Annotated in this window: 12 protein-coding genes; 6 read left to right on the forward strand and 6 right to left on the reverse strand. The window is 70.0% G+C overall.

Annotated elements, in window-relative coordinates; genetic code table 11:
* Positions 1–109: 109 nt before the first annotated feature.
* Positions 110–1,609: an alkaline phosphatase PhoX gene (locus tag AB0C96_RS12990; protein ID WP_362916642.1), complete on the forward strand. Its 1,500-nt coding sequence runs from the start codon at positions 110–112 to the stop codon at positions 1,607–1,609.
* Here the strand turns inward: AB0C96_RS12990 and AB0C96_RS12995 are convergent.
* Positions 1,557–2,507, reverse strand: coding sequence for a class I SAM-dependent methyltransferase (locus tag AB0C96_RS12995; protein ID WP_362916644.1), 951 nt, complete (start codon positions 2,505–2,507; stop codon positions 1,557–1,559). The two genes, AB0C96_RS12990 and AB0C96_RS12995, sit on opposite strands and share 53 nt — an antisense overlap.
* A gap of 141 nt (positions 2,508–2,648) precedes the next feature.
* On the opposite strand from AB0C96_RS12995, the gene AB0C96_RS13000 reads away from it, so the two are divergent.
* Positions 2,649–3,674 carry an MsnO8 family LLM class oxidoreductase gene (locus AB0C96_RS13000; protein ID WP_362916645.1) on the forward strand — a complete coding sequence of 342 codons (1,026 nt, stop codon included), beginning with the start codon at positions 2,649–2,651 and terminating at the stop codon, positions 3,672–3,674.
* A 171-nt stretch (positions 3,675–3,845) separates the two neighbouring features.
* On the opposite strand, the gene AB0C96_RS13005 is transcribed toward AB0C96_RS13000, so the two are convergent.
* The gene (locus AB0C96_RS13005) at positions 3,846–4,070 is read right to left on the reverse strand and encodes a hypothetical protein (protein ID WP_362916647.1); all 225 of its coding nucleotides are present in this window, start codon (positions 4,068–4,070) and stop codon (positions 3,846–3,848) included.
* Positions 4,071–4,806: 736 nt separating this feature from the next.
* Positions 4,807–5,115 carry a hypothetical protein gene (locus AB0C96_RS13010; RefSeq protein ID WP_362916649.1) on the reverse strand — a complete coding sequence of 103 codons (309 nt, stop codon included), beginning with the start codon at positions 5,113–5,115 and terminating at the stop codon, positions 4,807–4,809.
* 462 nt (positions 5,116–5,577) lie between these two features.
* On the opposite strand from AB0C96_RS13010, the gene AB0C96_RS13015 reads away from it, so the two are divergent.
* From AB0C96_RS13015 to AB0C96_RS13025, 3 genes are all read left to right on the forward strand, one after another.
* The gene (locus AB0C96_RS13015; RefSeq protein WP_362916651.1) at positions 5,578–5,817 is read left to right on the forward strand and encodes a hypothetical protein; all 240 of its coding nucleotides are present in this window, start codon (positions 5,578–5,580) and stop codon (positions 5,815–5,817) included.
* An 8-nt stretch (positions 5,818–5,825) separates the two neighbouring features.
* Positions 5,826–6,332, forward strand: a complete 507-nt coding sequence (locus AB0C96_RS13020; protein ID WP_362916653.1) for a hypothetical protein — start codon at positions 5,826–5,828, stop codon at positions 6,330–6,332.
* A 263-nt stretch (positions 6,333–6,595) separates the two neighbouring features.
* Positions 6,596–6,973, forward strand: coding sequence for a DUF6193 family natural product biosynthesis protein (locus AB0C96_RS13025; protein ID WP_362916655.1), 378 nt, complete (start codon positions 6,596–6,598; stop codon positions 6,971–6,973).
* Between the two features lie 245 nt (positions 6,974–7,218).
* Here AB0C96_RS13025 and AB0C96_RS13030 read toward each other — a convergent pair whose 3' ends face one another.
* Positions 7,219–8,403: an MFS transporter gene (locus AB0C96_RS13030; RefSeq protein ID WP_362916657.1), complete on the reverse strand. Its 1,185-nt coding sequence runs from the start codon at positions 8,401–8,403 to the stop codon at positions 7,219–7,221.
* 752 nt (positions 8,404–9,155) lie between these two features.
* Between AB0C96_RS13030 and AB0C96_RS13035 the strand changes: the two genes are divergently transcribed.
* The gene (locus tag AB0C96_RS13035; RefSeq protein ID WP_362916659.1) at positions 9,156–9,545 is read left to right on the forward strand and encodes a hypothetical protein; all 390 of its coding nucleotides are present in this window, start codon (positions 9,156–9,158) and stop codon (positions 9,543–9,545) included.
* Between the two features lie 396 nt (positions 9,546–9,941).
* Here the strand turns inward: AB0C96_RS13035 and AB0C96_RS13040 are convergent, their stop codons facing one another.
* Positions 9,942–11,270 (reverse strand): TerD family protein, encoded by a 1,329-nt coding sequence (locus AB0C96_RS13040; protein ID WP_362916837.1) that lies wholly within the window; start codon positions 11,268–11,270, stop codon positions 9,942–9,944.
* A gap of 79 nt (positions 11,271–11,349) precedes the next feature.
* On the reverse strand, positions 11,350–11,619 hold the full coding sequence (locus AB0C96_RS13045) for a GlsB/YeaQ/YmgE family stress response membrane protein (protein ID WP_362916661.1): 270 nt from the start codon (positions 11,617–11,619) through the stop codon (positions 11,350–11,352).
* Positions 11,620–11,636: the final 17 nt, after the last annotated feature.

The raw sequence follows: 11,636 nt of genomic DNA on the forward strand, positions 1-11,636 counted from the left end.
CCGATCGCTTCCTGGATGTCGCGCCCCGTTCAACTGGAGTTCGAGGGCGCACGAGAGCGTGTGCGACGCAGGCACAGGGGAGTAGAAACCGGCCATCCAGGAGATGACAATGTCGCTCACCCGGAGAGACTTCGCCAGGCGTTCCGCCCTCACCGGCGCGGGGGTCGCGCTGGCCGGCAGCGTGGGCGTGCTGGCCACCGCGCCGGGGGCCATCGCCGAGGGCGCACCGGACGCCGGCCCGGACGGTGCGGCGGGCGCGGCGGACGGCCACGGTGTCGGCTACGGCCCGCTGATCCCGGACCCGGAGGGCATCCTGGCGCTGCCCGCCGGGTTCTCGTACCGGATCGTCACCCACTCCGGCGTCACCACGCTCGACAGCGGTGAGCCCACCCCGTCCAACCACGACGGCACCGGCACCTTCGCCGGTCACCGCGGTACCACCCTCCTGGTCAACAACCACGAGCTCAAGGGCCCGCGCACCGACTGGCCGCACCCGGTGCCGCTCGCCGAAGGACTGGTCTACGACCCGGCGGCCGCCGGCGGCTGCACCGTCGTCGAGGTCGCCAAGGACGGCACGCCGGTCGGCGAGTGGGTCGGCATCGCCGGCACGTCCACCAACTGCGCGGGCGGCACCACCCCTTGGGGCACCTGGCTCACCTGCGAGGAGACCGAGGACAAGGCCGGCCAGCACGGCATGACCAAGGACCACGGGTACGTCTTCGAGGTCGACCCGCACGACGTCCGCGCCGGCCGTGACCCCCGGCCCGTCAAGGCGCTGGGCCGCTACGCCCACGAGGCCGTCGTCGTCGACCCGCAGCGCGGCCACCTGTTCCTGACCGAGGACGCCGCCGGCCCCAACGGCCTGCTCTACCGCTGGACCCCGCCGCACGGCTTCCACCACGGCCGCGGCCGGCTGGGCACCCTCGCCGACGACGCCGGTGTGCTGGCGGCCTTCACGTGCTTCGACTCCGGCGGCCGGTTCGTCGACGACCTCTCCCGCGCCACCAAGGCCGGCACCGTCTACGGCGTCGACTGGACACCGGTTCCCGACCGCGACGCCCGGAGCGTCTCGGTGCGCAAGCAGTTCACGGACGGTCAGGTCACCCGCGCCCGCAAGCTGGAGGGCATGTGGTGGGGGGACGGCGGCGCGTACATCGTGTCCTCCTACGCCCGCGAGGAGAGCCCGGTCCGGCACGACGGGCAGGTCTGGTTCTACGACCCGCGGCGGCGGACCCTGACGCTGAAGGTGCTGCTGGGCGTGAACCCCGACCCGTCGAAGGACGGCGCCTTCGACGGTCCCGACAACATCACCGTCTCCCCGTACGGCGGGTTGATCATCGCCGAGGACGGCGAGGGCGTCCAGCACCTGTTCGGGACCACCGACGACGGCCGGACCTACCCGATCGCCCGCAACGAGCTCGCGTTGACACCAGCCGCTGGCGCGGCGGGGGGCACCGCGGACGCGCCGGAGTTCAGCGAGTTCACCGGCCCGGTCTTCTCGCCCGACGGCCGGACGCTGTTCGCCAACATCCAGGAGCCCGGCATCATGCTCGCCATCACCGGCCCGTGGAAGCGGCAGCGCCGGCAGCGGCAGGGCCGGGGCGCGTAGCACACGTCCCGGCGGTCAGCAGGTAGTAGTCCAGCAGCCCGGTCTCGTACGCCGTCAGATAGCGGCGCGGCCACAGGTCGCGGAGGTCGGGCTGCTGCGCCATGTAGCGGTCGTACGGCTCCCAGACCCCGTCGCCGATCGCCCGCACCCGGACGTCCGTCAGGCCCGCCGCGGCCAGCACCGCGGCGACCTCGTCGACCACGTACGGGACGTCCAGGCCGTCGGCGTACGGCGGCAGCAGGTCGGGCAGGGCACGGGCCGCCGTCGGGGTGCGGGCGAAGAAGGTCGTCAGCGTCAGCCGGCCACCCGCCCGCAGCACCCGGGCGGACTCCCGGGCGAAACCGGGCAGGTCCCGGAAGTGCTGGGCGGCCTCGACGGAGTAGAGGCAGTCGACGGCGCCGTCGGGCAGCGGGATGCGCTCGGCGGCACCCAGCAGGAAGTCCAGCCGGCCGGGGCGACCGGGGCGACCGTCGGCTGGTCGGCCCATCAGCGCCGCGTTCGCCGCCCGTGCCCGGGCGATCTGGTCGGGGTGCGCGTCCAGGCCGATCACCGCGTCCAGGGCGAACTCCCGCAGCGCCAGCGCGCAGCCCAGCCCCCGCCCGCAGCCGACCTCCAGGGCGGTGCGGCCCGGCGCCTGGTCGAACGTGGCGAGCACCAGCCGGTAGAGGTCCTGCTCGCTGCGGACCCGGTCCGCCTCGGTCAGCGTCCGGCCGGCGAGGTCCGGCACCCCCGCCCAGTAGCCGAAGTTGATGAACCCGCCGGCGAAGGCCGGGACGGTGCTCAGGTCGTCCTCGCCGTAGGTCCGGGCGACCCGGTCGGGAATCTCCGGCGCCGGCGCTGCGCCGTCCGGGTGGTCAGCGGGTCCGGCCGCGCCGGCCGGCGGTGGGTGCTGCGCCATCGAACGCTCCTCGTGCGGGCCGGTGGGGCCCCTCGGACCGACGGGGGTTCCCGGCCGAACGGAGCGGAGACCGGGGACCGTCGACGGTCCTGGGGAGGGGTGGGGGAATCCTGGGGGCCTGGGGGTGTTGAAGGAGAGGTGGTGAGCTCGACGATACGGACGACACGATTCTCGGTCCTGGACCGTTCCCGTACCAGGGAAGGACACCCCGCGGCCGCGGCGCTGCGGGACACCGTGGACCTGGCGCGGCGCGCCGAGCGGCTGGGCTACCACCGCTTCTGGGTCTCCGAGCACCACGGCGTGCCCGGGGTGGCCGGGTCCGCGCCCACGGTGCTGGCCGCCGCGGTGGCCTCGGCGACCTCGACGATCCGGGTCGGTACGGGCGGGGTGATGCTGCCCAACCACCGGCCGCTGGTGGTCGCCGAACAGTTCGGGGTGCTGGAGTCGCTCTTCCCCGGCCGGATCGACCTGGGGCTGGGCCGTTCGGTGGGCTTCACCGGCGGGATCCGCCGGGCGCTGGGCACGGAGAAGGACGCCGCCGAGGACTTCGGCGACCGGCTCGCCGAGCTGCTGGGCTACTTCACCGGCACCCAGACGGCCCATCCGCAGGTCCACGCCCGGCCCGCCGAGGGCCTGCGGATCCCGGCGTTCGTGCTGGCCACCGGCGCCGGTGCGGGAATCGCCGCGCGGGCCGGCCTGGCCCTGGTCATCGGCGATCTCCGCACCCGCCCCAAGGTGCTGGACGCCATCGCCGCCTACCGGGACGCCTTCCGCCCCTCGGGCCTCTGGGAGCGCCCGTACGTCGTGGTCTCGGGGACGGTGGCGGTGGCCGGCACGGCCGAGGAGGCCCGCCGGCTGCTGCTGCCGGAGGCCCGCTCGCTGGCGTACTCCCGCACCCATGGCGTCTTCCCGCCGCTGCGGCCCGCCGAGGACGACCCGAGGGCGCCGGCGGCGCTGCCGGAGCGCGAGCGCGGCTTCTACGAGGACGCCCTCCGCGGCCACATCCACGGCACGGAGGAGCAGGTCGCCGACGCCCTCGGCACCCTGATCGAGGACAGCGCCGCGGACGAGGTGCTGGTCACCACCAGTACCTACGAGCGCCCGGCGCTGCTGGAGTCCTACGAGCGGCTGGCCCGGGTCGCCGGGTTGGCGGTCCCGACCTCGTGAAGGCGCGCATGGCGCTCAGGCACGTCGACGACCCCGTCGACGACTGAGCGGATCCAAGCCCGAAGGCCCCCGCCCGATCCCGGGCGGGGGCCTTCTCGGCGGCGTCGTCACGGACTGCCGGCTTGTCAGCGGTCCGAGAGGCACGGTCCGGCCCCATGGATGCTGACTGGCTTACTGGCGACCAACCGGCTGGTGGTTGTCGCCTGCCGCGAGGGGTGTGTGGTTGTCGCCTGCTGTGAGCGGCGTGTGGTTGTCGCCGGCTGCGACCGGCTGGTGGTTGTCGTCCGCCGCGACCGGCATGTGCTTGTCGCCTGCTGCGACCGGCTGGTGGCTGTCGCCTGCCGCAATCGGTGCGTGGTTGTCGCCCGCCACGATCGGCGCGTGGTTGTCCGCCATGGCTGGTCCAGCCACAGCCACCGGGACGGTGAACGCAGCAACACCTACGGCCGCAGCGGCAATAGCGCGCTTCATGGTTATGGCAGTGAATCGAATCTGCAAGGAAATCCCCTGTGTCGTGGGTCGTTCGAAGCCCCATTTCGTCGGGCCCCGTGTGTGTCAAGGATCCCGGAGCCCCACCGAACAGTCATTAGCACTCGGTTCACACCATGCTTGGCAGTGAGTGCACTTCGACATCCCGTCCACGGCCCGCCGCCAGCCCGCGCGGGATCAGTTCGCTCGGGTGCCCGATGTGACGCCGCCTGGGTGCGACGTCATCAGTCACCAGACGAGCTCGCGCCAACGCATTCTCAGCCTCCGAACGAAGGTGGTACGTACGTCTCTGCCCGCTCCTGCGCGCGCTGCTCCTCCGGAGCTTCTTCTTCCTTCAGCCTCCACCGGAAGTACAGGTTCCTCCGATACTCCATCAAGATGCCGATGAACGCACTGTAGGCAGCCAACTGCTCCTGCCTAAGCTGTTCTTGAGCATGCAGTCGCTCCGCCTGCTCCGCGCCCCGCCGCTGGAACGAGTACGTGACCCAGGCACCCAAAAGCGTGCCCACAACCCCGTCGGAGACTGACCGGATCCAGAGACGAAGATGCCCCCCCGTCGGACTGGACGGGGGGCATCTTCCGTTCGGCACACCAGGACTCCATCCGAGGCCGGCGGGCGTCTACCTGCTACCGGTCGGGCCACCTACTCCACCGCATACAGCAGCCGGTACTCAGCACCATGCGCCCTGAAGCGCAGACTGCGTTCACCAGGCGTATCCGAAATCCACTGCTCCCCGAGCTTGCCATCCCCACCCGAGGCGCCGGCTTCCCCGAGAGAGACAGCAATCGTCCCCGTGAAGTCGCAGTCGTATTTGACGGTGTACATCCGATCTCCCAGCACCGTTCCATTCCACACAGTGCCGCGATCCTGGACAACAAGCCTCGGCTCATCGGAGCCGCTCCAGCCCTCAGTCGTGACGCACTTGAGCTTCTCCAGATACAGCTTGGCCATACCGTCCCCTGTGAAGGATCCTTCTCGACGCTTCACATCCTGCCGAGCCCCACTAAACGATCACTAAACGATCTGGCGCGGTACTCGCCGCCAAGGCAATGCCCCGCCCAGGGAAGGCGGGGCATCGTGGTAGCCCTCGTCAGAGCAGCCAGTGCGCGGCGGCGCCACCAGCCCCAAGGCTGACCAGCCACGCCAACAACGCCGGCGATACTGCGGCCATCGGGTATCGGCCTGCCCGCATCTCCAGCCCGTGACGGCCGACGCTCAGATGCCACTTCGGCAGTTCGTCATCCGGCTCTCCGGCTCTCCGGCTCCAGGAGTTGTGCACGGTGCTACGGTCATGAAGACCTTCAGATCGCATGCGAAGAAGCCCTGCTCGAAGCCATCCCCCGTGTCCGAGGGAACAGCAACGACGCCATTGACTTCCTCCGCCGAGTCGACGAACGGCAGCAAGAACTGGCTGTGCTCAAGCCATGGGTCCACATCGAAGGCCCCTGGGCTGTCGGCATCGCCGCACAGCGCGTCGTCGCAACAGGCAACCAAGCCGTCGTCCACCTGAGCGACTGCAACCCCTTCAACCCGGACGAACCGCACTCCGGAGCCGACGCACCACACGACTTCTTCGGAGCCCGCGACGAGTACATCCTGGAAGCCGGCAAAGCCCTCGGATACGACGGCACTCAGCAGGAAGACGAGCAGTAGGGGGACACGTGGACGAGGGGAGGGCGGCCCTCTACGCCGCCATCATCGGTTTCGTCGCGGCCGTCATCGGCACCGCAGTCGGCGGATGGGCCAGCTGGCGAGCAGCACGCCACAGCGCAGACGCGGCCCTGCGGGCCACGATGGAACAGCTGTCCGGTCAGGCCGTCAACGAACGTAGACACTGGGTGCGACAAGAACGCAGGGCCGCCTACGCATCAGTGATCGACGCATACATGAACCTCACGAGGAACGCGGCGCTACTCAGATCTGGGCTCGGAGGAGACACCACGGAGACATACCTCCGACAAGCCGAACTCGGCGTGGCCTGCAAAAAACTCGCCCTCTTCGGACCCGACTCCGTCGAAGAAGCAGCATCCGAACTGCTGAGACGGGCCGACGACAGGGTTAGGCGCCCCTCCGAAGCCGGCGTGAGCGCGAGCGTAGGTGCGGCCTTCAGCGACTTCCTCACCGCATGCAAAGAAGCCTTGTCGCGAGACAACGAACGCGACGCATGACAGAACTGGCACGACGAAGCCCGGCGACGCCCTTCCGGCAGGCAAGTTCAGACGGTCACGGCCTCCTCGTGCGGGAACCGCGCCGGACACCGCCGGCAGTACAGCGACCGCTCCTGCGCTTGCCCAGGAAGAATCCCTCCGCCTGGCCCACACGGGTCGACACGAAACGTTCGCCCTCCGGAGCTGAGGCGCGCCCGGAACGGGGCCAAGAGTTATCACCGCGAGCTGGCCGAAACCTTTCGGTGTCCAGCAGAATGCGAGACATGACGGAGGGTGCACCCGAGGAAGACATCATCGAAGCCGCATGGCAGAAGCTGCTTACGGCCCATCGTGTGGACGGCCGGTTGCTACACGCCGCCTACGCCGAGCCCCGACTACGGCAGCTGTTCCCCTGGGTTGGCATGGGCGAACTGCACTTCAGCCGGTGCACGGAATTGCGTTGGACCTGGGACGTCCCGTTCATCGCCCCGATGATGGGCGGCGGCTTCCTCGTCAGCGGGCCCGCACGGTCCCAGAGCGTCGGCCCCGCCCCGACCGCGGAGGCCGCCATCGCGATGGTGGTCGAGCGACTCCCGCCGGGCTGCGGTCGCGCCTTCGTCGGCACGCCAGAGGAACTGGCCGAAAAGGAACAGTCGGGGTAGTCAGAGCGGATTTCGCCACCCATGCGCTGCTTCCCGGCGAACCCGGCTACGCCCTCCCGTGCGCCCTGTTCTACCTGCGCCGCGCCAACCCCGACCTGACGGCCCACGGCCTCGCAGCCACCGCGGGCGTATCCAGGTCGTACATCCACCGCATCATGTCGGGAGCAACGGGACCAGTTCTCCACAGGTCGACGAGTTCCGTCGGTGCCCCAAGCTGCGGTACCAGTGATCACGGGCGCCGGTGATCAGGCCGGCCCTGGTGGGGCGGCCATCGGTTCGGGTTGGGTCAGTGCTGGATCTCCTGCGGCGTCCATCGTGTGACGCCGCAGTGTGAGCGGCGCGCAGATCAGCGTGCAGACGCCGAGCAGCCCAGCTGCGACGGCGAAGGCTGCTGGTGGACCGGAGCGGTCGACGAGGACACCGCCGACGGCCGTCCCCATTGCTGCCCCCAGGTTGTAGGCGGTGTTGATCCACGCGCCGGCTTCGGTGCGTGAGCCCTCGGGGACGAGCCTGTCGATGCGTTGGTAGGCCGTGATCAGGAGGACGTCGGTGCACGCTCCTGCGAGCAGCAGGGCTATGCCTGCGGCTGGTGCGGAGTACACCACTGCGGGGAGGGCGTAGCAGACTGTGGAGGAGGCGGCCAGTACCAGCGGTCTGCGGACGAGGGTGCCGCGCCAGCGGCGGCGGCCGTACACCAGGCCGCCGAGTACACCACCGACTGAGAACAGGGTGGTCAGCACCCCGGCCACCAGCGTTCCCCAGGCGGCGAGAACCGCCACCTCGAAGAGGCTCAGGACAAGTGCGACAGCCAGCGTGAGCAACAGCAGCGGTGTGAACCCTGCGGCTCGCAGGGGGCTTCGAGGGCGAGCGGCGGGTGAGCCCACACGTACGCTCTCAGGGGTCCGACGCAAGCCCGTCGCCAGCAGGCCGAAGCCGGTGATGACCAGTGCCGCGCACACTGTGAGCACTGCCGGTGCGGAGGAGGCCGCGACGAGGAGTCCACCGAGGACGGGACCGAGCGCGAAGACGGTGGACTCCGCTGCCGTGTCCAGGCTTAACGCACACTGATGCTGAGCCTCGTCCGTCGTCAGCTTGCCCCACAGTGTCCGCATCAGCGGGCCGACCGGGGGCGAGCACGCCCCCGCCAGTACGGCGAGGGAGACAGTGAGCAGGGCTGGTACGCGGGCGGCACAGGCGGCGGCCAGTGCGGCCAGAAGCAAGGCGTAGCAGACGGCCAGGAGCATCAGCGCGGCGTGATGACGCTCGACCAGCCGGGCCCTGACGGGTCCGAGTACGGCTGCTACCAGTCCGAACAAACCCGTGGCCGCACCGGCCGTGGCGTAGGAGCCGGTGCCCTCCCGCACCGCGAGCAACAGCGGGAGGCCGAGCAGTCCGTAGCAGAGCCGCGCGAGCATAGCGGCGGCGAACAAGTTGCGGGCATGGGGCAGCGTGAGGACAGCGCGATAGGACGCACCGCCCCTGTCAGGGCTTGGCATGAGGTTCTCCGAAGTGGGCGTGCCGGCGCCTGGCCATGGCCTCGTCCGGTCACGCGCGGGCATGACGGATCAGCGTTCCGCCCCGCCGACCATCACTCGTCGCGAGGAGTCGGCGCGGGAGCGGACAGGCGACCTGTCAGTGCGGATCGGAGATATGCATAAGCGACAAGGTAACCGCCTTCGACATCCGCGCACCAGCCATTTCACGCCCGGCCTGGACGTGGGTCGACGTCAACTTTCTTCCTGGGCAAGCAGTTACTTCGCCCGACCACAGCGGCCGTGACGCCCCGTGAGTTCATCTCCTTGGCGCCCGTTCGCCCGCTGCCACAAGCTCGTCACCACCTGCCTCATCACCTACCGACACGTCCGACGCCTTTGTTGGGAGCGGGGCGTCGCCTCGTATGCCACCAGCCGCGACTGCGCGCGACGCGATGGCATCACTGGCATCGACGTACTCTCTGCGATCTCCCGGACGTAGCCCCGAACGCCTCCCTCCGGGGTCACGAAACGGCTACGGCTTCAGATGGTCGACTCCGCCGATGACTGGTCGCAAGTGATCAAGGCCCCTTATGCTGGCCCGCGGATCAGGCTTGCGGGCCTGCCTGTTAGCGCCCGATGTGGGGCCAAGATCTTCGTGGCTCGGAAAGTGACATGTGGTTCCGGCCCGGAAGGGAACCTGCTTGTTTTTGTCGCTGTCCACCAGCGTCTGGATTCTGATCGCGGCAGGTGCCACCCTCGTCAACCTGGCCGCCATGCAGTGGATCATCCAGATACCGAAGTACCGCAAGAAACAGTTCTGGTTTCCGGTCATCGGGGCCGTCTGCGTCGGCGCACGCGGCCTCGCCGAGAGCTACGCGTGGGCCGACACGCTCTACCTGTACGCGGCGACCATGGTCATGTTCCCTCTCATGCTCGCCCCGGTGCGCGGCCAGATCACCCGGGATTACTACCGGTGGGTCGAGGACCCGACGACGAGGACCAGCAAGGCGGCGATGGCCTGGATCATCACGTCCTCGACGATCATGCTGGTCGTGATCGGTGTCGTCTGGGTGGTAGGAAAGAAGGACGGCGCCTGAACTGCCCGCCCCCGCCAGGAGGAGAGAGGCGGCGACGGATGAGGTCGGCTGCGACGCGACGGTGCGCAGCCTCCATCACAGCCCCTTGGCGATCTTGTTTCCGTTTGGATCGCCAGGGGAGGAACGGCAGGGCCCACTTGTATACATGCACGAGGGCCTCAAGCGCCGGCCCCGGGTCGCCATCCCACCTCCCAAGTGGGTGGCCCGGGGCCGGCTTTCATGGGAACCGAGTGGGAGAGGAAGTGGGGGATGATCATGGCGGTTCGTTGCACGGAGATGCGCAGAGACGCGCGAATCTCCACGATGGGCCGGGCGAGTGCCGCTCTCCCTCTCAGGCAGCCACCCACCCGCCCATTGGTCGAATCGGGCGCCAAAGGTGCCCTGACCTGCTGATTCCTACAGCGCCTGGCCGCCCGGCTTGACCATTCCCCGGACCGTGCGGGCGTCGACGAACTCGCCCATCGCGGTCATCTCCCACTCGCCGGAGAACTGGCGGATGAGCTTCGCCATCATCACGCCCGTACGGGGCTCGGCGTGGGTGAGGTCGAAGCGGACCAGTTCCTCGCCGGTCTGGGCGTCGACCAGGCGGCAGTAGGCCTTGGCGACCTCGGAGAACTTCTGGCCGGAGAAGGAGTTCACCACGAAGACCAGGCCGGTGACCTCCGGGGGGACGCCACCGAGGTGGACGGTGATCGTCTCGTCGTCGCCGGCGCCGTCGCCGGTGAGGTTGTCGCCGGAGTGCTGGACGGCGCCGCCGAGGATCATCAGCTTGCCGAAGAAGCAGTTGTCGACCTTCTTGCGGTCCGGGCCGTAGGCGATGACCGAGGCGTCCAGGTCGATGTTCCGGCCGCGGAAGGCGGGCTCCCAGCCCAGGCCCATCCGGACCGAACCGAGCAGCGGGCGGCCGCCCTTGACCAGGGAGACCGTCTGGTTCTTCTGGAGGTTGACCCGGCCCTTGTCGAGGTTGACCTTGCCGGTGCCGGTGCCGGTGCCGGTGCCGGTGCCGGGGGCCGGCGCGGGGGCGGCTGCCGCGGTCGGCGGGGCGACCGGGGCCGGGGCACCGGTCGGTGGGGCCCACTGATCGGCGGGGGCCGGCGGTGCGGTGGGCGTCCCTTGGGGAGCCGGGGGAGCGGGCGGTGCGGCCGGGGCCGGGGGAGCGGGCGGGGACGGGGGTCCCCCCTGGACCGGAGCCTGTCGAAGGTCCTTGGGGGAGGCCGGCGCGGCCGGTTCCTCCACGCTGACGCCGAAGTCGGTGGCGATCCCCGCCAGTCCGTCGGCGTAGCCCTGGCCGACGGCGCGGACCTTCCAGGCGCCGGCGCGGCGGTAGATCTCGACGACCACCAGGGCGGTCTCCGGGCCCAGTCGCGGCGGGGTGAACGAGGCGATGACGCTGCCGTCGTCGGCGTTGCGGACCGTGCCGGTCGGCTCCGTACCGGCGAAGGTGGAGCCGGGCGCGTCCAGGCTCGCGGTGACCACGATCTTCTCGATGCCGTCGGGCACCGCGGCGGTGTCCACCGTGATGGTGTCGCCACCGGCCGCTCGGCCGGTCGCCGCGGAGTGCGTCACGCCCGGTCCGTCGGGCTGGTTGTAGAACACGAAGTCGTCGTCGGAGCGGACCTTGCCGTCGGCGGCGAGCAGCAGGCCCGACACGTCGAGCCGCACGGGGGCGGTGACGTCCACCGCCACCCGCGCGGCGGTGAGCGGGAGGTTCGAGCCAGGAGTCATAGCGGTCATGACCGGACCAACGATCGGCTCGCCTTTGCGGTTCCATTACCTGCGGCCGGATGGCCGCCCGGCCGGGGCCTCACCGTTCGCGGGAGTTGCCGAAGAGCAGCCGGTAGCCGATGAGCAGGACCAGCGCGCCGGCGATGGACGCGATCCACATGGACGGCTCGCCGAAGTCCTTGGGTATCGGGCGGTGCAGGAACTTGGTGGAGAGCCAGCCGCCGATGAAGGACCCCACGATGCCGATCAGGGTCGTGCCGACCAGTCCGCCCGGGTCCCGTCCGGGCAGCAGGACCTTGGCGACGACGCCCGCGATCAGGCCCAGTACGAGCCAGCTGACGATGCCCATGATGCGTTCCTCGTTCC

The sequence above is a fragment of the Streptomyces sp. NPDC048506 genome, assembly GCF_040651315.1.
In the GTDB taxonomy this organism is placed as follows: Bacteria; Actinomycetota; Actinomycetes; order Streptomycetales; family Streptomycetaceae; genus Streptomyces.

What these genes read in the sequence shown, in the direction of transcription:
- AB0C96_RS12990 (WP_362916642.1), top strand. Translation starts at nt 110, where the DNA reads ATGTCGCTCACCCGGAGAGACTTCGCCAGGCGTTCCGCCCTCACCGGC.
- AB0C96_RS12995 (WP_362916644.1), bottom strand. Translation starts at nt 2,507, where the DNA reads ATGGCGCAGCACCCACCGCCGGCCGGCGCGGCCGGACCCGCTGACCAC.
- AB0C96_RS13005 (WP_362916647.1), bottom strand. Translation starts at nt 4,070, where the DNA reads ATGGCGGACAACCACGCGCCGATCGTGGCGGGCGACAACCACGCACCG.
- AB0C96_RS13010 (WP_362916649.1), bottom strand. Translation starts at nt 5,115, where the DNA reads ATGGCCAAGCTGTATCTGGAGAAGCTCAAGTGCGTCACGACTGAGGGC.
- AB0C96_RS13025 (WP_362916655.1), top strand. Translation starts at nt 6,596, where the DNA reads ATGACGGAGGGTGCACCCGAGGAAGACATCATCGAAGCCGCATGGCAG.
- AB0C96_RS13040 (WP_362916837.1), bottom strand. Translation starts at nt 11,270, where the DNA reads ATGACTCCTGGCTCGAACCTCCCGCTCACCGCCGCGCGGGTGGCGGTG.
- AB0C96_RS13045 (WP_362916661.1), bottom strand. Translation starts at nt 11,619, where the DNA reads ATGGGCATCGTCAGCTGGCTCGTACTGGGCCTGATCGCGGGCGTCGTC.